Below are 24194 nucleotides of genomic sequence, written 5' to 3' on the forward strand. Positions count from 1 at the left end.
TGACCCCATCAGCGTACCTGTGCCGATGGGGTCGGCACCTTATACGCTAGATATCAACCGCCACATCATACTCGGCCAGCCAGCTGTTCATGCCCACTACCCGTTCCATGCCCATGCGTTCATGTAGCGGAGAGACTTTACCCGCCTCCCTGCCCAGGGTGTCCTTGACTCGGTCCAGATCCAGCAACTGGCGCACCGGCGCGTTTGAATCCGCAACGATCGCAGACATGGCCGAACGCAGCTCTTTTTCATAGGCCGGGTCCTGGGTGGCCGGGTAAGGGTTCTTGATGCGCTGCACGATGGAGTCCGGCAGCAGATCTCGGGCGGCGGCACGCAGAATGCTCTTCTCCCGACCGTCGAAGGTTTTCATTTCCCAAGGAATATTGAAAGCGTACTCCACCAGCCGGTGATCGCAGAACGGTACCCGCAATTCCAGCCCCACCGCCATGCTCATGCGATCCTTGCGGTCCAGCAGGGATTGCACATAACGCGTCAAGTGGATGTGGGTGATCTGGCGCATGCGACGGTTGGTGGCGTCCTCTCCCGGTAGTTCCGGAACCGCATCCAGCGCTTGGCGGTAGCTGTCGCTGACAAAAGTTGGCATGTCCAGCTTGGCCAGCAACCCCTGGTCGAACAGATTCTTGCCATCGAACAGTTTCACCGTGGCCGTGGTCATCCATGGGAAGGTGTCAGCGGGAATCGCGGCCGGGTCATGGAACCAGCGGTATCCGCCGAACACTTCGTCGGCCGCTTCGCCCGAGAGCGCCACCGTGGACTGCTTGCGCACCTCCTGGAAGAGCCGATACAGCGAAGGATACAGATCCCCCCAATAGGCCGGCGGCAGGTCAAGGGCGCGGACCACGGTTGCGCGCAGTGCCGGATCGGCCAGCTCACGGCTGTCGAGCACGATCTGGCCGTGATTGGAGTCCACCCACTTGACCAGGTCCCAGACGAAGGGTGTATCAGGCGTCAGGCGGAAGCCATCGCTGACGAACTCCTCGCCGTGGTCCTTGAAGTCGAGGGAGAAGGTACGAACGTTCTCCTTGCCTTGGGCCAGCAGTTTCTTCGAAGCCAGGGAAGTAATAGTCGAGGAGTCCAAGCCGCCCGACAGCAACACGCACAGGGGCACGTCGGTGATCATCTGTCGGTCGACGATGTCTTCCAGCAAGTCGCGGGTGTGTTGAATGGTCTGTTGCAGCGAATCACCGTGTTCGCGCGCCTCGAGTTGCCAGTAACGGCGGGTACGGATGCCATCCCGGTTGACCCTGACGATCTCACCGGGCAGCACTTCTTTCATACCGGCGAAGATCGCCTGCCCCGGCGTCTTGACCAGCTCCAGCAACTCACGCATGCCATCGGCCTGGATTCGCCGCGGCACCAGGGCGTTGGCCAGGATTGCCTTGGGCTCGGAACCGAAGATCACGCCATCGGCGGTGGGGAAGTAGAACAGCGGCTTGACGCCCATCCGGTCGCGGACCAGCAGCAGTTCCTGTTTGCGGATATCCCACAAGGCAAAGCCGTACATGCCATTCAGGCGTTCGGCAAACTGCTCGCCCCATTCGACATAGGCCCGCAAGACCACTTCGGTATCGCTGTTGGTCTTGAAGGTATGCCCCTTGGCCACCAGCTCGGCGCGCAACTCGCGGAAGTTGTAGACCTCGCCAACATAACTGATGACCGCGACATCGTTGGTGCTACCCGGCTGGTTGGCGGCCATGGGTTGCCGGCCACCTTCCAGGTCGATCACGGACAAGCGCCGATGCCCCAGGGCAATCGGGCCGTCGATCCACACGCCTTCACCATCGGGGCCGCGCAGGGCCATGGTATCGGTCATTTGTTGAACGGTATCCCGGTGCAGCCTCAGATCCCTTGAGTAAGAAAGCCAACCCGCCATTCCGCACATTTTGTTATCTCCTGATGTAATGGGAACTCGTCAAGCATCGAACAACTGAAAGTACGGACGACTCAATGCGCCGCCATGCGAATGAGGCGCCGATTGAAGTAGCCCAGCCCTTCGTGGGCGCTGCCGACCTGCACACTCACGGGTTCGCAGAACAGCACGCCATGGGAGTGCACCCGGTGAGTACTGACAATCCGGCAATCGAAAATCACCAGGGCATCGGTGAGCAAGGGCGCGCCCGTGGTCCCGGTATGCCATTGGCCAAACGCAAACTTCTCCACCGTGCTGCGCGGCTTGGCGAAGGTTTCGCACAGTTGCGTGGCGTGGGGCGAAAGCACGTTGACGCTTAATATTTCGCTCTTCAGGCAAGCCTGGAACGTACTCGACAGCTGATTGAGGCAAACCAGCAACGTCGGCGGCACATCCGATACGCTGCAGACGGAGGTGGCAGTCATGCCTTCGGGGTGGCCGTCCACGTGAGTGGCAATGATGCAGACGCCGGCCGCGAGCCTGGCCATACCGTCGTGATAATCCTGCTTGGGTACGGCTTCGGTCTGAGTGAAGTCAAACATGCGGCATCCTCATGGATGGACAGTACAAACGCTTGGAAAAGGAAAGTGTCGCCGCTCAATAGCTCAACGAGGGCACGGACTCGAGATCCCTTCCCGACCGGGATCGCTTGAACTCGTTGGCCTGCAGGTCCTGGCGTAGCGCCTCGACCCCATAGAGATGGATGTTTTTCTGCTCCAGCCAGCGGTCGTCGTAGAGCGTATCCAGGTAGTTGGTGCCGCTGTCGGGCATGATCGCAAGGACACTCTTCGCCGAGGAGCCATACAGGCATTGCAGCGCGCCATAGGCCACCAGCCCCGCCGACCCTCCCAGCAGCAAGCCGCTTTCACGGGCCAGGATCCGGCACATCGAAATCGCATGGTGATCATCGATCAGGCTGTGGTAGTCGAAGCAATCCAGGTGGGTATTGGCCGAGCGCCAGGCCAGGCCGACGCCGTTGAGCAGATACGGCGAGAATGCCCCGCCCAGGGCGGCAGACCCCAGCACATCGCACGCCAGTACCTTGACCTGCGGACGATCGCGCTTGATTCCCCTGGCGATACCGGAAAGATGCCCGCCGGTGCTGACGCAGCCCACCAGCACGTCGTAATCGAGCCTGGCAAATTCCTTGGCCGTGACTTCGTCGTGATAGGCCGGGTTCTGCGGATTGTCATATTGATTCGGCCAATAAGCCCCGGGATGCTCGTGCAGCAGTTGCTGGACCCTTTCAATCCGCGCCCGCTGGTAGCCGCCCTGCCCGTCCGGGGTATTCACCATGTCCACCTGAGCGCCGTAGGCCTTGTACCAATTGACCGCGGTCGAACTCACCTTCGGATCGACCACGACGATCACCTTCAAGCCCATCGCCGCGCCGATCATGGCCAGAGATTTGCCGAGGTTGCCGGAGGTGGATTCGATCACGGTGCCGCCAGGCGCCAGATGGCCAGACTTCAGGGCGGCGAGCACCAGCCCCAGGGCCGTCCGGTCCTTGATGCTGTGGTTGGGATTGAACTGTTCCAGCTTCAGGTAGAGCTTCTTGCCGCTGGGTACCAGCGAGTGGGAAAGCTCGACGATGGGACAGGATCCAATGGTTTCTAATATGCTTTTCACAAGGCGACTCCCTTCATTTCCTATCGAAACGATGACGTAGCGATAACCCCAAGCTCGGGGCACGGATCCATGGTCAGAAATGTGTTGTGCTCAGGACCGATGACCAGCGGATCCTCGAGATGCAATGCCCCCAGACCGAATTCGTAGTAAGGCGTTTCTATGGAAATCACCATGCCCTGCTCGACCAGGGCATCTTCGCCTGGCATCAGGATCGGCCGTTCGTAGGCCTCGTGGCCAATGCCATGGCCGACGTGATGGCGCCGGTATTCAGGGAAGCCGTTGCTTCGCACACAGTCCATCGTCAGGTGGAAGACGTCCTTGCCGGACATCCCGGGCCGGATCGAGCGTGCCGCATGCAACATGCCTTCGCGCAGCGCTGCATAGCGCTGCGCCGTTGCCGGGTCGACGTCACCAAAGGCATAGACCCGCGCCAGGTCCGCCCAGAAGCCCTGGTAACGGGTATTGGAGTCGAACCAGAGCAAATCGCCGTGCTGCAAGGTAATGTCTGCCCGCTGTCGGCGCTGGCCACCGACGGCGGCCCGTCCGATCTTGATCATCGTCAGCTCAGGGCGTCCGCCGAGGCGGACCACCGCAGACTCGAAGATCTCGCCGATTTGCAGTTCACTGATCCCCACCTGCACTGCTTCAGCCACGCACTTGATCGCCGACTCGTTGCAACGGGCGGCAAGGGTCAGCATTTCGATTTCGTAGGGGGTCTTGACCCGGCGTATCTGCCGGATCAGGGCAGACGCCAGGATGATGGAGGCTTCGCCGAACTGCGCCTGCATCGACGCCAGCGCAGCATGGGAAACACCATCCTCGTCACAACCGATTCTCGTCGAAGGGGTGACGCCCAGTTCTTGAAGCAGGGTCAAAAGTGCCTGCTGGGCATTCAAATGCCGTGCAGAGTTACTGGTCCAGCGATGAATGGCCACTTCGTCGTCACGCAATAAGCTCTGATTGGGCAACTCTCGATAGAAGGTGCCGTAAGTATGAACAAGGCCTATCGGGGTTTGCGATTCGGTCAGTTGATCGCATTCGCCACACGAGTGAACGAAATGCACAATATCTGGCTGCTGCCGACAAATAAGCACATAGCACTCGCCATAATAAGGATTCAACTCCTTGACCACAGGCCGAATACCGGTGAAATAATTAATATTCTCCCGAGTAGACACTAACAACATGTCGAGGCCTTGCGAATCCATGACACTGGAAAGCCTGCCAAGATTATAAATCATGGACAATAAGTTCCTTTATCTTCAACTATCACGCCACTGTCAGGCAGGACAGAATTCAAACTGCAAAGGCAGAGTATTCGTGAATGCCCGCTGATTGCTTACAGGCCAAAACTAGTTATGGCTTTTCAGCGCACGCGCCACCGAATCCGACATCGTTTGCTTGTTGTAGTTGTTATAGTGCGCCGCGGCAATTCGCATGGGGTCGCCGGCATGGTAAGTCTCATAAATCATTTGCCGCTGACCAAAACCATCGCCGCTGACATCCCAGGCCAAGTTCAACAACTTGGCTCTGTCCATCGGCGACAAGAATGGGTTTTGCAAAGCTTGCTGAAGACAACCTTCATTCTCGTTATGGAAGTCATCGCCGTGAGGCACCGCCAGCATTGAGCCCGCCGCCAGAGACTGCACAGTCTGCAGCATCTGCTGGTACCACTTGGGGAAATGGCAGCGAATAGCCTGGATCGCATGAATACTCGGATTGCATACGCCTTCGGCGTCCACTTGGGCTTCGAGTTCAGCGAGCATCACGGTGCCACGGATCAACTCATACGCAGTCGTCAACTCCCCCAATTGCTCCTGGACATTGATGTAGGAGGAAAGCCCAAGGTTGCGTGCAAGACTATCGGCCACGCCTATCAGCAGCTCGGCCTTGGCCAAGCCCCTGACCACGCCCTGGTGCCCTGTATGATGGCGGGTGCGTGTCACATCGTAGAACTGGTTGGATTTGGCGATATCGCGAAAGATAAAGACGTCGGACCAGGGAATATGGACCTGGTCGAAAACCAGGTAGGCATCTATTTCATCCATCTTGCTCGACAACGGGTAGTCGAACTCCGAGCCCTCGGTATGCACCAGGCTCTTGCGACAGATGATTTTCAAGCCTTGAGCATGAGTCGGCACCGTGAACGCCAGTGCGTAATCTGCATCGTGCTCCGTCAACCCAGGCATATTGAAAATCAGCAACTGATCAGCAATGGGGGCAAGGGTCACGATCATTTTGGCCCCGCTGACCTCAATCCCTTGCTCAGAGACGTTCATGCATTTGACGCCGGCATAGAGGTTGGATTGAAGCCCCATGGGCTTGGACCGATCAATCTGCGGGTTAATCGCACCGTGCCCCACGAACAGATGTTCCCTGGCGCACCGGTCATAAAAATCGATGATATTGGCCGTGTAATCGGCATGCTCATCGCGCCCGAAAAAGGCGCTATGGGCGCGCATGGCGCTCAAGCCGGCATTAATGAAATCTGGCGTTCTGCCCAACATGCCAAATGAACTATCAGCGATCTTTTTATAGGCACTACGCTTACGCGCAAGATCATTGGTATTCTTGGGAATCATCAGGCTTATTGCGGCTGGACGACCTTGGTAGTCGAAGTTTAAATCTGACTCTTCCAGTAGGTCATAATAAGACAGCGTATTTTCAATTGCGCCATGGAAGGCAGGCTCAGAGAGGACTTCATCGACTTTTCTGCCATTCAGCCAAATATTACGGGGCACAGACAAACGCTGGAGATACATATCCCTTGCTTTCATCATGACTATTCCTTGTCAGATCACACTCAATCCGGCGAAAGTTACGGAGTGCAAAATGTTTTGTAAAGCACTTGAGACCAATTTTTTTTGAATCCTGGCCTAATCAAGGCCTGGAGATATTTTTTAACTACTTGATCTGAATAGGAAAATACTCATTCACCAGATGAGCAAAAAATATCAAATAGCGGATTTTTGGCATTTCAGCTCAGTGTGTAATAACAACAGCTCTGCTTCAGTTTTCGGCAAAGGAAACCCCGAACACGTTAGTACAAGGCGCCCCGTCATTGCTGAAATAATCGCGCCTGCCGGGCAACGATTCCTTGTGCAGTTGCAGGAGCGCCTGGGGGCTGCGGGCTATTCGGCATGAGCTGAACGTGAGCCGGTTCAAATCGTGGACCGGTGGCTTACCCGGATGGTCATGAGGCACTGCATTCTCCTACGCCTCATCGCGCTCCCGGCACCACGCCGCGATTCAACTGTTCGCGCAGGAACTCGATGAACACCTGCACCGGTCGCGATCCCTGGCGGTGCTGCGGGTAGACCGCCGACAAGGCCAGGGGCTCGGGGTGGAAGCCGTCCAGCACCGACGCCAGCCGCCCATCCTTGAGTGCTGCCTCGACGATGAAGGTCGGCAGGTAAGTGATGCCCATGCCGGCGATGGCCGCGTCCTTGAGCAATTCGCCGTTGTTGACCCGCATCCTCCCGGTGACGTTGACCAGCAAGGGCTTGTTGCCCTGCCCTTCGAAACGCCACTGCACCTGGCGCCCGTGGCCGTAAGGCAGGCAGTCGTGGCCTTGCAGCTCCTCGGGCCTGAGCGGGGTGCCGCGCTTGGATGGGAGTGGTAGATGATCACCACCGGGTTATCAGTGCGAAAACTTGCATTCAAAAAGACGGAGTCTGGTATCGAGAAGGTGTAACCATTGGCAGCATGACGTGAATACCGTTCAGGACTGCTCGCGTGGAGCTCATCTTGAATGTTCGTACCTTCATGGACAGCGCCATCGGCGAGAACAAACCCACAGCACTCGTCTGGGTAAGCTCGGTTGGCATGCTGATAAATCATCTTGAGATTGTCTGCATTCAGAATGCCCATTGGTTATCTGCCCCATCCAAGAAGTCGTTCTACCGGCAATTTGGTGATAGCAAAGCCCGCTAGCAGCAACATCGAATAGAGGATCAATTGTCGAGAGATTGGCGTGCCTTCGTACCAAGCGCCGATAAGGACGGCGAATACTGGGAAGATGATGAACACGAACGACAGAATGACCGGGCTCAAGCGCTTGAGCAGGAAAAAATAGACAATGAAGCCGCCCACGGAAGCCACCAAACCGAGATAGGTCAATGCCAGCCAGGAACGCTGCGTCACACTGGCAAGGTCGGGATGTTCCAGCGCCAAGCCAGTCATGAACAATCCCAGCCCGGCAATGCCGATCGGCAGCGTATTGAATGTGATAACCCCTATCTCGGCTCCTCTCTGCTTGGTAATGACATAGCAGAGGGCGTGCATCACAGCCGCGATTAGAATAGCGATCACTCCGAAAAGCTCCGAGTAATCGAGATGCAGCCCCTGTGTCTTGATAATCATGAACAGGCTGCCGAAGCCAATGGCTATGCCGACAACTTGCGAAAAAAATATCTTTTCTCTCAGGAAGATGGACGAGAAGATCAGGATGAAGACCGGCATGCTACTGAACAAAAGTGCCGTCAGCCCGGAAGCAACATACTGCTCGCCGTAGTTCAGCAGGTAATACGGCACGCTGAAGTAGCACAGGGTGACGAAGATGAAAAAACCGAAGTTCTTGCGGGGGAAAAATATCGACTCGCGCCGTATCAACGCAAACCCCAGGAACAGCGGAAAGGCGATCAAAAAACGCAAACCTGCAGATGTCAGTGGTGGCACGCTCTCCACCGCTATCTTGATGCCAAGCCATGTAGTCCCCCAACTGAGACAGACCACCAGAAAGAGCAACGTGGTCACCAAGCCCGCCATCCATCTCCCTGCTGCAGGCTGATCCTGCACTTCCATGCTGATTGACATGTTTTTATTTGGCTCTTAAGGTAAATTCTTTAAGATTGATCCGATTCATTTATAAGAATGATCTTATCAACTCAATATATTGATTCAATATCAGGTTAATTTGAGGAAAATATGTCTGTCAAACCCGTTATTGACACCGATTCAATCTTCAAGAATGCCCTACAAGAGGGTCCAGGGCCTAAGTACATGCGGCTTGCTCAGGGCATAGAGCAAGCCATCAATAACGGCGCAATTGGACAAGGCCTCAAGCTTCCGCCACATCGCATCCTTGCCGATAAGATTGGCGTTACTGCCGGAACAGTCAGTCGGGCCTATTCAGAATTGGAGCGCATGGGGCTGGTCATGGCGCGGGTGGGTGACGGCACCTTTGTTCGTGCACGCGAGCAGGAACGCCCTCGCGATGCCGGCTTCCGCAATTTCATCGAGGCAGCGGATGAATGCCACGATATGAGTCGCAACATGCACATCCCCGGTATGGAAGCCACGCTGCTGGCGCGCACGATGACGGATCTGTCAGGAGATGTAGAACGACTGCAAGAATTGATGCTCTACACGCCAGATATGGGTATTCAGCGCCACCGACAAGCGGGTGCCCAATGGCTGGCGCATGGCGACTTCAGGTCATCGGCCGAGCAGATCCTCTGCGTTAATGGCAGCCAGCACGGCCTGCTGACCGTCCTCATTGCGATGTTGCGTGCTGGAGACACTCTGGTCACAGAACACCTCACCTATCCGGGCCTCATCAGCGTCGCTCGATTTCTGGGTATCAAGGTCCTGGGTGTAGAAATGGATGAGGAAGGGTTGATCCCTGCATCGCTTGCTGAGATTTGCGGCATCAATCGAGTCTCCGCTTTGTACTGCACACCGACGATACAGAATCCGACCACAGCAATTATCAGCTCCGAGCGCCGTAAAGAAATTGCGCAGATATGCCGCGAACACAATGTGCTGATCATCGAAGACGAAACCCATGGCGTACTGATGCAGGACAGGCCAATGCCAATCAGCATGTACGCACCTGAGCGTGGAATCATCATTAGCAGCTTGAGCAAAGGAGTAGCCGCGGGACTTCGGGCAGGATATGTCCATGTACCGCAAGCACTGGTAGGGCGCCACGCCGCAGCGATCCGCAACACCTGCTGGATGGCCTCGCCACTGCCCCATGAGATCGCCTGTCTCTGGATTGAAGATGGCACTGCACGCTCACTGCTGCATCAGCAGATAGCGGAAATAGAGCGCCGTAAGCAGGCGGTCGAAAAACTGTTGCATGGACTGACCTACAGAACCCATCAATACAGCCCACATTTCTGGATCGAGGTACCGGCTCCCTGGCGCGCATCGGAAATCGAGCACTCGCTACGCCAGCGCAATCACCTGATCTCGATCGCCGATGCATTCAGCATCGGTAAAGGCACAGTTCCACAATTCGTCCGCGCGAGCGTCAGTAACGCCTCTGGCGGTGATCAGGCCCTACATGATGGGTTCGCGATGCTCGCCCAGGTGCTGCGACACGGAGTCAATCAAGAGTCGCCAATGCTCCTATAGGGTGATGCCTGGTTCCAACCGGGCGATCAACGTGACGAGACAAATACCTGCTGGTGATGAACATAGGCAGGACCTTCCCGCTCCCCTTTCTCCCATCAGGCTTTCGAGCAAGCAGGCGGTGCCCAGTCACCCATGTCGGGGTTGCTGCACACGTCGTTGACCATGGTCTGGCCACGAGCGGCGACTTTCTGGCCTTCCGCGCGCTTGGCCGAGGCTTGCTGCAAGGTGCGCTCGGTGGTGACGGCTTCTTTGGGCACATTCGCCTTCGTCGCCGGCTTGGCGCTGGCCTTCTTGTTGGTCGACGCCTTCTTATCGGTGGCGGCCGGTGGCTTCACGGCGGCCACCTGAGCGACGTCCTGACGTTGCACACCGACCGTCTGCAGGTCTTTCTCATAGGCTTGGGTGTAGACATCGATGCTCTCGCCGGCACGCCCATCCGCGGCGGCCATCAGCTCGTTGGTTTCCTTCAGGCCGCTGACGATCTCGGCCAGACGCAGGCGCCCTTCGCTGTCACTGATTTTCTTCGTCTTGCGCGCATTGAGCAGTGAGGTGAATTCACGCTGGTAGCAGTTCTGCGCGGTACTGGTGTAGCTGATGCTGCGGTCGATTTCGCCGGTACTGTGGTCGATGTCGCTGGCGTAGGAAGCAATGCGCGCACGGTCGTCGCTGATCTGCTTCTGGCGTTCGCTGTAGTAGCCAGTCGCGCCGCCGACCAAAGCCCCGGCGGCAGCGCCTATCAGTGCATTGCGGCCGGCATCGCTGCTATTGCCGACCAGGGCCCCGGTCAGGCCGCCGAGCAGGCCACCGGCAACCGCGCCGGTGGCCACCGACTTGGTCATCGACTTGTCGGAACTGCGCAGTTGGCTGACCGGCTCATAGCATTGCGGGTAGTACTCGACCTTGGTTTGGGCCGCGACCTTCGAGCTTGGAGCCCCGAAGCCCGCGCATCCGCCCAGCAGCAGTGCGCAGCAGACCAGGGTAGGCACCGGCAGGGTACGAACCAGGATCGAAACGCAGTTCTTGTGTGAAGTATCCATGGTCATGTCTCTCCTTTTTGTGTGGGTCAATTCCGTTTCGGCTTCTGCGCGGAGCGGGCTCCGTCCGACGTGACCAAAGTCAGCTGACGCTACATCCAGCCTAGCTGGTCTTCGCCGCCACTGACGGCCGTTTCGACACCCTGCTCAGGGTGCGAGCAGCTCCTTCAGGATCGTCTCCGGGTCTGCCCGGCGCTGCTGGCGAAACTGCCCCACATGCCTGACGAAAAGCGTGGCACGGGCGACCAGGCTTTTGCCCAGCACCGGTTTGTGATTGAGCTCTTCCCGGGTCCGCTGGAACTGCGTCTGGATCACCTCGTCGGTGTAGCGCGTTCCGGTCGCCAGGTTGTCGATGTAGATCGCCAGGGCGCCATCGAGCGCACTGCGCCCATTGGCGATGCCCGTTTCATAGAGCTTGGCGGCGGCTTCGTCCTGGGCTGCCCGCGCTTGATCGCGATTCTTCTGCAGGTTGGTCAGGCGAATGTTGTAGTTGTTGACGGTCTCGGCCACCAGGGCCGCCGACTGGATCAGGTTGCCCGCGGCCTCCTCGCGCTGCCGGGCGATCAGCGACACATTGCGCTTGAGCTCTTCGTTCACCCGCGCCAGGCGAGCCTGCAGGTTCGGGTCGGTGCTGCTGGCGATGAGACTATCGAGCAATTGGGTCGGATCTTCGGCGGCGTCGATTTCATCGGTCAGGCCCGCCAGGCGGCCCTCCTTGCGCCACTGTTCGAACAGCTCCTCGTAGCGTGAGCGCGGTGCCGACAACGCGCCCAGGGCCACCCGGAAACCGGTAGTGGCGTTGCGCTGTTCGCTGCCGTCGGCGGCGAACAGCGGGTATTCCCGACGCATGCCGGTGAACAGCGTCAGCTCGCCTTCCAGGTAGTTGCCGCCCTTGACCACGAAGCCGCCGTAACTACCCTGGCGGCGACCGGCGTGGACCAGTTGGAAGGACTCCTGGACCATCTCCGCGGCATTGCCGATCACATCGAACAGCCCCAATGGATTGGGGTTTTTCAGCCCGACCGGCAACAGCCGCGCGCCCTGCCCGGTGCCCCCGGCGACCTGGCTGAACACCGCCCAGTCCCCTAGCGGGCCATCGCTGTCGCTGCCTTGCACCTTGCGCGGAAACAACCGCGCCTCCAACGCCTGGCGGCTGACCGCCTGGCCACCGCGGGCGGCGAATTCCCACTCCACTTCGGTCGGCAGGCGGACGAAGCCCATCCCGCCGTCCTCGACCGCCTTGCCGCGGCCACTGACCGGCAACCGGTCGCGGTGGTACTTGAGCAACCAGGCGCTGTACACCGCGGTAAAGCGCTCAGCCTCCAGGCGCGACAGCTTGACCTTGGGCAAGCGCGCAGCCATGTCGCTCATGGGCGCGCAGGCCGGTGCCTCGCCCTGCCCCGCCAAGGCCGCCTCCTGGGCCATGACCAGGGCGTATTGGCGCTCGGTGACCTCGTATTTGCCGACGAAATAGAACATGGGCTTGAGCAGGCTGTCGGCCCCGCTCTTGGGCAGCGCCGGGGCGATTCTGGCTTGCCAGTCGGCCGGCAGGTCGTCGAGGGCGAACTGACCGTTGATGTAGTCGCGCCGATAACCGGAGATGAAGGATTGCCGGTAGCCCGGATCGTCATCGCTGAAGGGGTAGCCGAGATTGACCTCACGGTCGTCCAGGCTGCCCTTGGCGAGGACATAGACGTGGCGGAACACCAATTCACCGTCGCAGGGCAGCGGCAGGCTGAGGTCATCGGGCAGCGGTTTCGGATTATCCGCAGGGGCGCTCTCCGCCTGTACTGTGCCGGCCAGCGCCAGCATGACGAGAGCCTTCAGCCAGACTGGAGCCTTCAGCCAGACGAGAGCCTTCAGCCAAACTAAAACCCTCAGCCGGACCAGAACCCTCAGCCAGCTACACATCGCGCAGTCCTTCCGATGCTTCGATCCGCGCCGCGCGCCAACCACCGGAGGCCGCCGCCAGCAGGCAGCAGAGCAACGTCAGCAGCAGGGCCAGTAGGTAGTGGCTCGGCAGCAACCGGCAGGCGAACTCCCCCGCCGCCGGTGCGAACAGCCGGTTCAACCCGGTTTCGGCCATACCGTACAAGCCCCAGGCCAGCAGCAGGCCGAACACCCCGGTGTACAGCGCCTGCAGCACCACGAAGGCGACCAGGGCGGCGGTGGAAAAACCCAGCAGGCGCAACACCGACAAGGCCCTGCGCTTGCGCTCGACGGCGGCCAGGGCGCTGGCGGTCATCGCCGCGAAGGCCCCGGCCAGCGCCAGGCTGGCGATGATCCAGAACACCAGGGTCAGGTTGCGGCTGAGGGAGCGCACCTGGGCGATGGCGTCGGCCTGGGTCGCGACCTCAAGCCCGCGCTTGGCGAAATACCGGCGCAGGCGCTCCACGCCGTCCAGGTCCGTGGCGTAGAGACGGAACCCCGGATACACCCGCGCCGTGTTCACTTGTGGCTCATGCCCAGGCCAGGCCAGGCCGTCGCGGTAGTCTTCGGCGGCTTCCAGCAGGGCCAGGGGCGCGAACAGCGCATCGCGCTGGAAGGCCGCGAGTGGCAAGACCCCCTGCACCCGCAGGCGGGTGCGCTGGTATTCCTGGCGCCCGGCTACCTGACGGCCGAACGCGGCGCTCAGCACGTCGCCGCCCTGGACGCCGAGTTTCTCCGCCGCCCGCTGGCTGAGCAGTACCTGGTCCGGCGCCTGGGGCAGCAGCGCGGGCGCCACCAGCGGGTCACCCGCGGCGGTGGGGATCATCTCTACCGTCAGGGCCTGAGCGGCCGAGTCCGGGTAAAGGTCGGCGGTCGCGGCGATCTGTCGAGTACGCGGCACGACGAAGGCCACTTCGGGACGACTGGCCAGTTCAGCGATGGCCTGGGCGCTGAAGCGCCCGCCGCCCATGGGCACCACTTCCCGCACCGCGGGGTCGCGCTCCAGGCGTTCGGTCAGGGTGCTGACTAGGCCGAACTTGAGGCCGAACAACACCAGCAAGGGCGCGAGCACGGCGACCAGGGCCAGGACCGCGCAAGCCGACAGGCGCACCTCGGCGCGGTAGTCGTGCCAGGCCAGCAGGGCCATCAGGGCAAGCCGCATCAGCCACCTCCCGCCAGCGTCGACGTGACCCCGCCATCCGCGCCGCGCTGCACCTGCAAGGGATGCAGCTGCAGCCCGGCGCGCCGGGCCAGCGCCTCGTCATGGGTGGCAACCAGGATGCACACGCCGCGCTCCTCGGCCTGGGCCACCAGCAGTTGCATGACCCGTTCGGCGTTCAGCGGGTCCAGCGAGGCGGTGGGCTCGTCCGCCAGCACGATGCTCGGCCCATGGGCCAGGGCCCGGGCGATGCTGACCCGCTGGCGCTGGCCCACGGACAGTGCCGCCGGCAGCTTGTGCAGTTGGTCGGCGATTTCCAGCTGCTCGGCCAGGCGCCTGACCGTGGCATCGGCCGGCAGGCCGAGCAGCGAGCGCGACAAGCCGATGTTGCGCTGCACATCGAGAAAACCCAGCAACCCGCCCGTCTGCAGCACATAGCCCATGACCCGGCTGCGCAGCCCGGCCAGCACATCCTGGCGGCCACTGCGCCAGAGCCCGGCGACATCCAGCGTAGGGCCGTCGGCGCTGCATTCGAAGACCCCGCCCGGGTCCGGGGACAGCACCAGGGCCAGCAGGTCCAGCAGGGTGCTCTTGCCGCTGCCGCTGGGGCCCACCAGGGCCAGGCGCTGGCCCGGCCGCAGGTCGAGCTGGGGCACCACCAGGCTGTAGCGCTGTGGCCCCTCGCCGCGGGTCTTGCGGATATCCCTGAGCTTGAGCATCAGGGCAGCGTCGCCAGGGGCACGCGATACAGCGCATCGCCCGGCTGGGCCTCGCCGAAGCGGACCCAGTTGGCAATGTCGTTGTGGAAGGTCTCGTACAGGCGGATCTTCGACTCCAGCTCGTCGATGAAGTCCTGCTGCTCGGCCACGCTCAGGGACAGCCAGAGGTCCTGGGTCATGGTCAGCGATTTGCTGCGATACGGCAGGCCCTCCAGGTACTCGCCGAGGATGCCGTCTTCGACCAGGTTGCCGCCCTGCTTCAACCGCGTCGGATCGCGGCTCATGTGGGCGCTGGCGCTGGCAATCTCCTGGAAGAAATCCTTGGGCGAGGTCTGGGTACGGCGGGCCGCGTCGACGATCAGTTTCAGCGACTGCTGCAGGTCGTTGAGCTGCAGCTTGGTCAGCAGCACGCAGACCTGGAAGGCCGGCAGCGAGGGGTTGGTCAGGTCGTGGTCGGAGGTCCAGGCGGTGATCAGCTGCGGTGCACGGACGGCTGACCGGCGGCCGAGAAAGTCCATCTGCATGGCGTAGCCGATGGCCGTGGCCTTGCTCGCAATGCTCGGCGCCCCCTGTGGCGGCGCCAGGTTCGGCATCTGGTTGTTGCGCGCCTGATGCACCTGTTCGGCGAATGCCGAGCCGATCTCGGTGACGGTGTCGCCGAAGCGACCGACATCGCCGCCAGCCACCGGAATGTAGAGATCGCCGATCTGCGGGTTGGCGTCGGCCGTCAGGCTGCGGTACTGCTGCTCGGCGAAGTCATGGTTTTTCCGGCCTGCCTCGGTGCGCAAGTGCAGCGCATAGATCTTGATCTGTTTGCTGAGAGCGGCTTCGCGCACCTCGGCTTCGTTCATCTGGGTTCGCCCCAGCGGATCGTTCTTGCGCAGGGCGCCAGCGTCGGTGACCAGCAGGATCAGCCGCCCGGCATAGGGACTCCAGTCCATGCCTTCGACCGCCTCCATCACACCGGCGAAGGCATCCTCATTGAAGGCATGGCTTGACACCTGGGCGGCCTTGACCTGGCCAGCCAGCTCGAGGAAACGCTGCGGATCGCGGCCCTCCTCCAGGCTCACCAGGGGGCGCGCCACATATTCCAGGCCCGGGGTCTTCTCGACATTACTGCGAAACCCCACCAGGCCGAAGCTGACGCTGTCCAGGTCGCCACGGCTGGCGATCTGCTGGTGCAATGCCTGCACCACCTTGCGTACCCGGTCGATGTAGGGCTGCATCGATACCGAGGTATCGACCACCAGCACTATCGCCGTGCGGAAGGCGTCGCCACTGGCCTTGGCCGCCCCCTCGGCCTTGCCCGGGGCCGTGTCGCCGGGGTCGATGGAGGCCACGTTGAGCAGTTGCACCGGCTGGCCGTTGGCATCGAAGCTCTCCCGGGCCTCGAAAATCGGCAGCAGGTAGAACTGGTCCTGGGGAATAGCGCTGGCCGCAGGCTCCAGCGCGACGATCTGCGGGTCCACACTGCCTTCGTTCTGGGCCTTGAGCAGTGCTGTACGGGCCTGGGCCGTGTCCGCCAGAAACCGTTCGAGGCTGCTCGCCTCGCGCAGGAACATGACCGGCGAACGACCGGAGCGCTCGGTGAACTTCAGCACCAGGCTCTGTTTCCAGTCGCTGACCTGCTCGGCCGGCAACCAGCCATCGCGCTGGCCATCGCTGGCGGCGCCGACCTCCAGCCAGCTGCCACCCGCCACTGTCTTGCGCTGATAGACATACAGCACCGAGAACGCCGGCAGCGCCGCACCGCTGGCCGCCGCCCCGGGCTGGCCGGACACCTGTGCGCCGGGCTTGCTCAACACCCGTTGGAACAGGGTTTTCTTGCCAGGCATCAACAGCGGACGGTCGCCGCCATCGGCGTTGGTCGCCAGCGGCGGTTGCGCTGCGCTGGCCGCCTTGGCGGGCGAGTCCCGCACCGCGCCAGCCGGCGTTTTTTTGGCCTCGACCTGGCCGTTTTGCGACTCCGTCGGCGGCGCCGAGCGCAGCCACCAGTAGCCCCCGCCAGCCAGGGCCAGTGCGCCGGCCACGGCCACACCGAGCAGCGCCAACGACGGCCTGCGCGACCCCGCCGGCGACTTGACGCCGAGGCTTGCGGCCGGTTCGGGCTTGGGCTCCGGCGCGGCGAGCGGCGGCATGTCGAGGGAAACCGGCGTCAGCCCGCCCAGGTCGGTTGTCCCGGATTGGCCGGCGGCCGTCGCGGCGGGCGGCAACGGCAGCGGGCGGATCTGCGTCGCCTCGGTATCGACCGGCCCGGCGGGCGACAGATGGTCCAGCGCGGCGATCAGGGCATCGGCATCGGCAAAGCGCTCGGCCGGATCCTTGGCCAGCAGCTTGCGCAGAATCCCCTGGTAACGGCCGTGGGTGATGGGCAGTTCGGGTAGCGGCTCGGTCAAGTGGGCCAGGGCCGTGGACAGCGAGTCGTTGCCGGTATAGGGCAGCTTGCCGGTGAGTATCTCGTAGAGCACCACCCCCAGGGCATAGAGATCGGTGCGACCGTCGATCTGCTGGCCGCGAGCCTGTTCGGGGCTCATATAGCTGGGCGTGCCCACGGCGAAACCGGCCTGGGTGAACTGGGTGTGGTCCTCCAGGGACTTGGCGATGCCGAAGTCCGAGAGCACCGCCGAACCGTTGGCGCGGAACAGGATATTGGCCGGCTTGACGTCCCGGTGCACCAGCCCCTGGGCATGGGCATAACCCAGGGCCAGGGCGATCTGGCGCAGGTAGACCAGGCCCTGCTGCGGGCTGAGCCCCTCGGCGATCCGCTCCTTCAGGGTGCCGTTGGGCAGGTACTCCATGGCCATGTAATAGAAGTGGCCGACATTGCCGATATCGTAGATGGTCACTGTGTGCGGGTGGGAGAGCCGCGCCAGGGTCTTGCCCTCGCGCAGGAAGCGCTCGCAGAAGCTGCGGTCGGCGGCCAGCGCGGCGGCCATGACCTTGAGCGCCACCTTGCGCTCCAGCGAGCGCTGGGTCGCCAGGTAGACGGTGGCCATGGCGCCCTCGCCCAGCTCGCGCTCGATCCCATAGCCAGGAATCTCCATGTCCAGGCCCGAGCGTTCTTCAGCCGATGAGTTTTCAATGGGCATTGACGACTACCGCCGTGATGTTGTCGGGAGCGCCCCGGGTCAGCCCCAGGTGCACCAGGCTACGGACCACCTCATAGGGGCTCGCGTTGCCCAGCACCTCGCGCAGTTCATGGTCCTCGACGGTCTTGGTCAGCCCGTCGCTGCACAGCAGGAAGCTGTCGCCGGGACGCACCTCCAGGTCCACGGCCGAGAGTTCCAGCCAGTCCTGGGTGCCCACGGCGCGGGTGACGATGTTGGCCATGGGGTGCTCCCGCGCCTCGTCCTCGCTGAGCAGCCTGCTGTCCAGCAACTCCTGGACATAACTGTGGTCATGGCTGATGACCTCCAGCTGGCCCTCGCGCAGGCGATACAGGCGGCTGTCGCCGGCCCACAGGCAGGTGGCGCTGTCGCCTCGGGCGGCCAGCAGCACCAGGGTGCTGCCCATGATGCCAACGCCGCGCTGTGCGGTTTCCTGGCGAACCGCCGCGTTGGCCTGCTCCAGCCCCGCCCGCAACGCCTGGACATAGGCCGGCAAGGAGGGCTCGGGCGGGATGGCGCGCAGCGTATCGACGATCAGGCTGCTGACGAAATCGCCCGCCGCATACCCACCCATGCCGTCGGCCACCACCCAGAGGCCGGCTTGCACGGCATCCAGGCAGGCGTCCTCGTTGACCTGACGCACCATGCCGACATGGCTGTGGCTGGCGGATTCGTAACGCGTTACGGCTGACGACATGCCCTGGCTCCCGAAATGGCCCAAATTCCCAAAATCAGTTCTTGAAATCAGTTCCCAAAATCAGCTCCCGAAATCGAACTGCAGGGTGTGCGCAAGCGACGCGCAGCCGCCCTCGCCCAGCAGAAAACCGCTGAAATCCTGCGCCGCCGGCAACCCCTGGCAGCGCAGCAGGCCCGCGGCGACCCGTCCGGAACCCTTGCCCCACCAGAGGCTCGCGCCCTCGCAGGCGTGCTGCATCAGCACCGCCCCGCGCGCCGCCGCCGTAGTGGCGACGAAGCGCATCTGCCCTTCCAGCGCCTGCCTGCCCAGCGCCGGCGCGCTACAGACCGGGCTACCGAGGGCCGGCACCGCGGCCTCGAAGGCTTCGACGTCGGCCTCAGGCTCCAGGGTCGAGAGCAACAGGGCCTCGGCGGCCTCGAACCAGTCATCCGGGCCGGCCACCAGCGCGCCCAGATCGGTCTCGGCCTCCAGCAGCAGCGCGATGGTCAGCGGGAAGTAGCGCCCGACCCGGTCGACGCTGGGCATCATCACCCCCACCGCCGCCTCACTGCCGAGCAGGCCCGGCGCCACGGCAAAGCGCCACAGCGGGCTGACCAGGTAGGCATCCAGCCAATCCGCCCCCAGTTGCGCCTGGCTGGTGGCCATGCCGGCGGAGAGCCAGGCGTCCCAGCGCTCGATAAAGGTCGGCGACAGGCCGCGGTGGATGAAATCCCCGCGGCCGGCCAGCTTGCCGTAGAAACCCGGGCTGCTCACAAGCGCTCCGGCAAGCTGAAGCCGGACACCAGCCGGCCCTTGAACGGGTTGAACGCGCTGCTGGCGCGCAGTTCGCAGGAGATACTCGCAGTGTCGACGCGCATGCGCAGGGTGAAGCGGTCCGGGGCGTTGCCCTGGGTCAGGTCGGACTGTTCCAGCAAGCGAAACCAGGCCCAGGGCCCCTCCAGGGTCAGCCCCGAACGCCCGGTGCTGGTGGGCGGCGTAACGGACAGGCGCACCACCCCCAGGCTGTTGGGGCTGGGCCATTGCATCGCCATCGGCCGGCTGGGGCCATGGTCGTAGCTGAGCTGCTGGCCGTCCAGATCGAGCAGGAACTGGCTGATGGAGGCGTCCATGGCCACGGGCTTGAGTTCGAAGCGCACCGTCGGCTGAGTGCCTCCAGAGCGGAAGTAGGCATCGCGAATGGCCGCGGCGCGTTGGAAGGTTTGCAGCACGCCCGGGCCTATGCCGAGCTTTTCCGCGGCGCCCGGCTGCCAGCGCCAGTTGCTGGTCGAGGTGTTGACGTAGGGTTGCAGGTACTTGCGAAAGTAGTTGTCCATCACCCCGCCCACGCCGAAGAAGTTGCCGAAGTCCTCCAGGGTGGCCTCCCGCGAACTGGAGTTGACCAAGGGGTAACGGCCGGCCAGGGACTGGCGGTAGACATTCACCACCTCGCTGACCCAGGCCGCGTTCAACTGGGTGCGGATGCTGCCCATCATGCTGCCGGTGGTGGCGCTGACCACCGAGTTGACCAGCTTCTGTACCAGTGGCGGCTGGCGTTCGGCGCCAAGCTTGACCCGCGATGCCGTGGCCACCGCCTGGTTCTTCGCCTCGCCCAGCAAGGCCTCGCCGCTGGCGCCGCTCATGGCGCTGGCCTGCACATAGAGTTCATTGAGCTGGGCCAGCAGATCGTCGATCGGCGCTGGCCCATCCCCCTGGGTGGCCACCAGGCTATTGAGCTCGGCGAAACGCGCGCTGATGGGATCGACCTGCGAGGCTGCCGGCGAATCTTCCTCGGCCGCCTGGCCGACCAGCGAGCCAAGCTGCTGCTTGAGTTTGTCCACTGTGCCGTCGGCGGCCTTGAGCTTCTCGGCCAGCAGGCGATCCTCTTGTTGCAGGTTGGTTTCCCTGGCCACCGCATCGAGCAGTTTCTTCAGTGGCGAGTTTGGCCCGGAGAGCACCCGCAGCACATCGGCGGCCTGGGCGATGCTGTTGATCGCGACGAAGTCGAGATCGCCGAGCAGGGTTTCCCATTGGTTGAGGAAATCCTGGAAGTACAGGGCACGCACCTCCAGGGCCAGGCTGGCGACATCCTGGTTGTCGTTCAGTGGCCGGCCGAGTACCCATTGTTCCTCGGCCAGGGCGCCGGACTGGCTGAGGCTGGCGACCATGAACGCCTGACGGTAGCCGCGGTAGGTATAGAAACCGGACAACGGATCGTTCAGCGGCTTGCCGCTCTTGCGCGTGAACACCAGGGCGGCATCGCGCCCGGCCGCTTCGCTGAGGCGGAAATCCGCGATGCCCTCGGGCAGTTTCTGGCGTTTCACCCGGTTGTAGACCCGCTGCGCCACGGACATCTGCTGCAACTGCCGACGCAGGTCGGCGAGCAGTGCTTCATCCAGCCTTGCCGGTGGCGGCTTGTGGGCGAACAGCGCATTGAGATGCTCCGCCAGGGCCAGCCGCTGTTCCGGGGCCAGGTCGCGCGGCAGGCTGTGGTCCCAGTCGAGGTTGATCCAGGTTTTGATGGCATCGGCGTCATAGTGCTCGGCGCTGGCCAGCATCAGGTAGGCCTTGAGACCTTCGTAGAGAAACTCCGTGTTGCCGCCGCTGCGCAACTGTTCCTCGATGCGTGTCAGCAGACGCGGCGCCAGCACCGCGATCAGCAGCTTGCGGTACACACTGGCGGCTTCAGCGGCGAGCATGTCGCCCTGGTACAGGCCATAGCCTTCGGCCCAGGACAGCGAATTGTCGGCGACATGGCGAATGGCGTTGAACAGCGGCAGCACGGCGATTACCTCGCGCTGCGCCGGGCTGAGGGATTCGACCTGCCCCTTGAGTGGCGCCAGGCGAGAATCCACCTCGGCGATATAAGCCTGATTGGCGCGGTAGCTGGTGACCCAGATGGCCGTCACCGCAAGCAATACCACGGCACTGGCGGCGAGTACCCCACGGTTGATCCAGCGATGCCGGCGCTCGACCTTGGGGTTACTGCCGACCAGGCCGCGCTCGCCGAAAGCGACATCGCGGAACAGGCGGGTGATGAAGTAGCTGCGACCTGTTCCGGTCTGGCGCGCCAGGTGCTGGCGATCCAGGTTCATGCTTTGCGCCATGCTGCCGATCAGGCGGTCGATGGGGCTGCCTTCCTGGGTGCCGCTGGTGAAGTAAAGCCCGCGCAACAGCGCACGCTCTTCATAGGGATTGGGCTTGAACACCCCCTCGAGGAAGGACGACAGGTTGTGACGCAACGCCGCGAACTGCTGGATGAAGCCGTAGATCAGATCGCGTCGGCTGGGGTCGCGCTCCTGTTGCAGGCGTTCCACCAAACGTTCGGTAAGACGCGCCTCGAGGGCGGTGAATTCCTCGTCGAAACGGGCCAGCGGGCCTTGGGGGCTCTTGCCATCGTCCAGGGCGAAGGTGACGCCCCAGACCTGGGCCCGTTCTTCCTTGCTCAGCGCGTCGAAGAACTCCATGAACCCCGGCACCAGGTCGAACTTGGTGAGCATCACGTAGATCGGGAAACGCACACCGAGCTGGCTGTACAACTCCTGCACCCGCGTGCGGATGGCACGGGCATGGGCGCTGCGCTCGGCCTCGCTGCCCAACAGCAGGTCGGACAGGCTGATGGCGACGAAGACGCCATCGATCGGCCGGCGCTTGCGCTGGTTCTTCAGCAGGTCGAGAAAGCCCAGCCAGGCCGCCTTGTCCACCGCCGCATGGCTGTCCTGGGTGGTGTAGCGCCCGGCGGTGTCCAGCAGCACCGCTTCGTCGGTGAACCACCAGTCGCAGTTGCGCGTACCGCCGACGCCGCGGATCGCCCCGCCGCCCATCTGTTCGGCCAACGGAAAGTGCAGCCCGGAGTTGACCAGCGCGGTGGTCTTGCCCGAGCCCGGCGGGCCGATGATCACGTACCAGGGCAGTTCGTACAGGGTCCGCCGCTCGTTACCGCCAAGCTTGCTGCGCTTGAGCAATTGCAGCGCTTCGTCCATGCGTTGCTTGAGGGCCGCCAGCTCTTCGGCGGTGGCGACGCTGGCCGCATCCGGCGCCACCGCGGCCAGGCCCTGCATGACCTTGGCGGCGTTGCGCCGGGCCTGGACGATGCGCAATACGCGCACACCTATCCAGGCCAGGAACAACAGAGCGATCAGCGCCCAGCGTACGGCCGCCGACGCCAAGGGTTCATGGCCGGCGACGACGATCAGCGGGCCGAGGAACCAGATCACCAGGCTCAGGGCCAGCAGGCCGAGCAGCGGCACCACCCAGCGCACCAGGAAATTGAAAAAGGTCTTCACTGGTTACCCTCCGCGAGTACCGTAATCTCCACGCGCCTGTTCTTGGCGCGCCCGGCGGGGCTGTCATTCGAGGCCACAGGTTCGGCGTCGCTGCGCCCTTCGGCGGTGAAACGCTCGGGTTGCCCGCTGCGGGCGGCGAGGATCTCCATCACTTGCTGCGCCCGGTCCTGCGACAGCTTCCAGTTCGAGGGGTAGCGCAAGGTGGCGATCGGGCGGTTATCGCTGTGCCCGGTGACCTGCACCGTGCCCTTGATCTGGCGCAAGGCATCGGCGACCCGTAGCAGCAAGGGCTGCAACTGTTCGGAAATGCTCGCGCTGCCCGAGGCGAACAACTCGTCGCCACGGATGGTCACCACCGAGCGATCCAGCGCATCCTCCACGGCAACGCGCTGGGCCTTGATGTCTTCGGCGAGGAAGCGCGCCAGGCGTGGGCGTTCGATCAGCCTGGGCTGCTGCGGCGGACGGTCGATGGTTTGCACCGGGATCTCGCCCAGGGCGTGGATATTGCGAAACACCGGCTCGGCGTCGGCCGCCAGCTTCAGGCGCAAGCCGAACAGCAGCAGCAACAGCAGGGCCAGGCAGATGGCCACGCCGACCCAGGGCGGCAGGAATTGCGACAAGCGATCGCGCGCCACGCTGAGCCCCCGCCAATGCGGCGACAGCTCGCGCTCGAATTCGCCGCGCACGCTGCGAATGGTCGCGCTGGTGCGTTCGCGCAAGGCCTCCAGTTGGCTGCGGCCGTCATTCATGACCCGGTAACGGCCCTCGAAGCCCAGGCAGATACAGAGGTACAGCAGCTCGAGAATGTGCAGGCGCTGCTGGGGGTTCTGCAGACAGTGCTCGAGCAGCTGGAAGACTTTTTCGCCGCCCCAGGCTTCGTTGTGCAGGGTGATCAGCAGGCTCTGCTTGCCCCAGTCGCTGGTACTGCCCCAGGGAGTGCTGAGGACCGCCTCGTCCAGCGCGGTACAGAGCACATAACGGCTGAGCATCACCTCGTCCTGGGCGACGCCGGCGGCGCGCGCCTGCTCCTCGAACTGGCGCAGGTAAGCCAGCAACTGGGCGCGCAGGCTGGCCGGTTGTGGGTGCGCCAGGGTGCTGCGCAAGCGGGTCAGCAACGCCAATATCGGGCCGGCCGCCCGTTCCAGCGGGTTGAGGCCCTGGGCCAGGCTGCTCGCCACCGGCGCGCCCGGCATCGCAATGTGCGGATCGGCGGCGCTGGCGCCATCCTTCCTTGGCGCGGAGGCATCGACGGGGCGCCCGCCGGGCCGCGGCATGATCAGGGTATGGTCGTTGCCGCCCGGCGAGGCGCCGCCTGAAGTGCCGCCTATGCCAGAGCTGCCGAAGGGATCATCGATCGGGTGCATGGCG

16 protein-coding genes and 2 pseudogenes are annotated in these 24194 nt (G+C 62.8%); 1 reads left to right on the forward strand and 17 read right to left on the reverse strand.

The annotated features are described in order from the left end of the window. Positions 1 to 46: 46 nt before the first annotated feature. The 8 genes and pseudogenes from asnB to C4K38_RS18560 all read right to left on the reverse strand — a co-directional run bounded on the left by asnB (position 47) and on the right by C4K38_RS18560 (position 8326). The gene (gene asnB, locus C4K38_RS18525; RefSeq protein WP_053279660.1) at positions 47 to 1903 is read right to left on the reverse strand and encodes an asparagine synthase (glutamine-hydrolyzing); all 1857 of its coding nucleotides are present in this window, start codon (positions 1901 to 1903) and stop codon (positions 47 to 49) included. A gap of 62 nt (positions 1904 to 1965) precedes the next feature. Continuing rightward, entirely contained in the window at positions 1966 to 2472 is a 507-nt protein-coding gene (locus C4K38_RS18530; protein WP_053279661.1) for a flavin reductase, read from the reverse strand. 55 nt (positions 2473 to 2527) lie between these two features. Beyond that, positions 2528 to 3559, reverse strand: a complete 1032-nt coding sequence (locus tag C4K38_RS18535) for a pyridoxal-phosphate dependent enzyme (protein ID WP_053279662.1) — start codon at positions 3557 to 3559, stop codon at positions 2528 to 2530. A 20-nt stretch (positions 3560 to 3579) separates the two neighbouring features. Continuing rightward, positions 3580 to 4800 (reverse strand): M24 family metallopeptidase, encoded by a 1221-nt coding sequence (locus C4K38_RS18540; protein ID WP_053279663.1) that lies wholly within the window; start codon positions 4798 to 4800, stop codon positions 3580 to 3582. A 111-nt stretch (positions 4801 to 4911) separates the two neighbouring features. Continuing rightward, positions 4912 to 6339: a 4-hydroxyphenylacetate 3-hydroxylase N-terminal domain-containing protein gene (locus C4K38_RS18545; RefSeq protein ID WP_053279664.1), complete on the reverse strand. Its 1428-nt coding sequence runs from the start codon at positions 6337 to 6339 to the stop codon at positions 4912 to 4914. Between the two features lie 440 nt (positions 6340 to 6779). Further along, positions 6780 to 7169: pseudogene (locus C4K38_RS18550) on the reverse strand (substrate binding domain-containing protein); the annotation flags it as partial. Further along, positions 7166 to 7429: pseudogene (locus C4K38_RS18555) on the reverse strand (M67 family metallopeptidase); the annotation flags it as partial. The pseudogenes C4K38_RS18550 and C4K38_RS18555, both read right to left, overlap by 4 nt. 3 nt (positions 7430 to 7432) lie before the next feature. Then, positions 7433 to 8326, reverse strand: coding sequence for a DMT family transporter (locus C4K38_RS18560; RefSeq protein WP_124345339.1), 894 nt, complete (start codon positions 8324 to 8326; stop codon positions 7433 to 7435). A 159-nt stretch (positions 8327 to 8485) separates the two neighbouring features. Between C4K38_RS18560 and C4K38_RS18565 the strand changes: the two genes are divergently transcribed. After that, entirely contained in the window at positions 8486 to 9919 is a 1434-nt protein-coding gene (locus C4K38_RS18565; RefSeq protein ID WP_053279666.1) for an aminotransferase-like domain-containing protein, read from the forward strand. Between the two features lie 95 nt (positions 9920 to 10014). Here the strand turns inward: C4K38_RS18565 and tagQ are convergent, their stop codons facing one another. The 9 genes from tagQ to C4K38_RS18610 form a co-directional block, all read right to left on the reverse strand. Next, entirely contained in the window at positions 10015 to 10956 is a 942-nt protein-coding gene (gene tagQ / locus C4K38_RS18570; RefSeq protein ID WP_053279699.1) for a type VI secretion system-associated lipoprotein TagQ, read from the reverse strand. Between the two features lie 144 nt (positions 10957 to 11100). Then, a complete protein-coding gene (locus tag C4K38_RS18575) occupies positions 11101 to 12765 on the reverse strand; it encodes a formylglycine-generating enzyme family protein (RefSeq protein ID WP_053279667.1) in 1665 nt (554 codons plus the stop codon). A gap of 91 nt (positions 12766 to 12856) precedes the next feature. After that, on the reverse strand, positions 12857 to 14044 hold the full coding sequence (locus C4K38_RS18580; RefSeq protein WP_053279668.1) for an ABC transporter permease: 1188 nt from the start codon (positions 14042 to 14044) through the stop codon (positions 12857 to 12859). Next, positions 14044 to 14760 (reverse strand): ABC transporter ATP-binding protein, encoded by a 717-nt coding sequence (locus C4K38_RS18585; protein WP_053279669.1) that lies wholly within the window; start codon positions 14758 to 14760, stop codon positions 14044 to 14046. Before C4K38_RS18585 ends, C4K38_RS18580 begins: the two co-directional genes overlap by 1 nt. Beyond that, positions 14760 to 17804 (reverse strand): serine/threonine-protein kinase, encoded by a 3045-nt coding sequence (locus C4K38_RS18590; RefSeq protein ID WP_172833196.1) that lies wholly within the window; start codon positions 17802 to 17804, stop codon positions 14760 to 14762. The genes C4K38_RS18585 and C4K38_RS18590 overlap by 1 nt, the downstream gene beginning before the upstream one ends. 34 nt (positions 17805 to 17838) lie before the next feature. Next, positions 17839 to 18564, reverse strand: coding sequence for a PP2C family protein-serine/threonine phosphatase (locus C4K38_RS18595; RefSeq protein WP_053279670.1), 726 nt, complete (start codon positions 18562 to 18564; stop codon positions 17839 to 17841). A gap of 60 nt (positions 18565 to 18624) precedes the next feature. Beyond that, positions 18625 to 19317: a type VI secretion system-associated protein TagF gene (gene tagF, locus C4K38_RS18600; RefSeq protein ID WP_053279671.1), complete on the reverse strand. Its 693-nt coding sequence runs from the start codon at positions 19315 to 19317 to the stop codon at positions 18625 to 18627. Continuing rightward, complete coding sequence (gene tssM / locus C4K38_RS18605) at positions 19314 to 22826, reverse strand: type VI secretion system membrane subunit TssM (RefSeq protein WP_053279672.1); 3513 nt, start codon at positions 22824 to 22826, stop codon at positions 19314 to 19316. The genes tagF and tssM overlap by 4 nt, the downstream gene beginning before the upstream one ends. Continuing rightward, complete coding sequence (locus C4K38_RS18610) at positions 22823 to 24190, reverse strand: DotU family type VI secretion system protein (protein ID WP_053279673.1); 1368 nt, start codon at positions 24188 to 24190, stop codon at positions 22823 to 22825. The genes tssM and C4K38_RS18610 overlap by 4 nt, the downstream gene beginning before the upstream one ends. Positions 24191 to 24194: the final 4 nt, after the last annotated feature.

This window comes from Pseudomonas chlororaphis subsp. piscium, assembly GCF_003850345.1.
GTDB classification, from domain to species: Bacteria; Pseudomonadota; Gammaproteobacteria; order Pseudomonadales; family Pseudomonadaceae; genus Aquipseudomonas; species Aquipseudomonas piscium.

Excerpts from the sequence above, each read along its gene's own strand:
- asnB (WP_053279660.1), bottom strand. The coding sequence starts at position 1,903 with ATGTGCGGAATGGCGGGTTGGCTTTCTTACTCAAGGGATCTGAGGCTG.
- C4K38_RS18595 (WP_053279670.1), bottom strand. The coding sequence starts at position 18,564 with ATGTCGTCAGCCGTAACGCGTTACGAATCCGCCAGCCACAGCCATGTC.
- C4K38_RS18560 (WP_124345339.1), bottom strand. The coding sequence starts at position 8,326 with ATGGCGGGCTTGGTGACCACGTTGCTCTTTCTGGTGGTCTGTCTCAGT.
- C4K38_RS18530 (WP_053279661.1), bottom strand. The coding sequence starts at position 2,472 with ATGTTTGACTTCACTCAGACCGAAGCCGTACCCAAGCAGGATTATCAC.
- C4K38_RS18565 (WP_053279666.1), top strand. The coding sequence starts at position 8,486 with ATGTCTGTCAAACCCGTTATTGACACCGATTCAATCTTCAAGAATGCC.
- C4K38_RS18585 (WP_053279669.1), bottom strand. The coding sequence starts at position 14,760 with ATGCTCAAGCTCAGGGATATCCGCAAGACCCGCGGCGAGGGGCCACAG.
- C4K38_RS18545 (WP_053279664.1), bottom strand. The coding sequence starts at position 6,339 with ATGATGAAAGCAAGGGATATGTATCTCCAGCGTTTGTCTGTGCCCCGT.
- C4K38_RS18580 (WP_053279668.1), bottom strand. The coding sequence starts at position 14,044 with ATGCGGCTTGCCCTGATGGCCCTGCTGGCCTGGCACGACTACCGCGCC.
- C4K38_RS18610 (WP_053279673.1), bottom strand. The coding sequence starts at position 24,190 with ATGCACCCGATCGATGATCCCTTCGGCAGCTCTGGCATAGGCGGCACT.
- C4K38_RS18540 (WP_053279663.1), bottom strand. The coding sequence starts at position 4,800 with ATGATTTATAATCTTGGCAGGCTTTCCAGTGTCATGGATTCGCAAGGC.
- tagQ (WP_053279699.1), bottom strand. The coding sequence starts at position 10,956 with ATGGATACTTCACACAAGAACTGCGTTTCGATCCTGGTTCGTACCCTG.
- C4K38_RS18575 (WP_053279667.1), bottom strand. The coding sequence starts at position 12,765 with ATGCTGGCGCTGGCCGGCACAGTACAGGCGGAGAGCGCCCCTGCGGAT.
- C4K38_RS18590 (WP_172833196.1), bottom strand. The coding sequence starts at position 17,804 with ATGGAGATTCCTGGCTATGGGATCGAGCGCGAGCTGGGCGAGGGCGCC.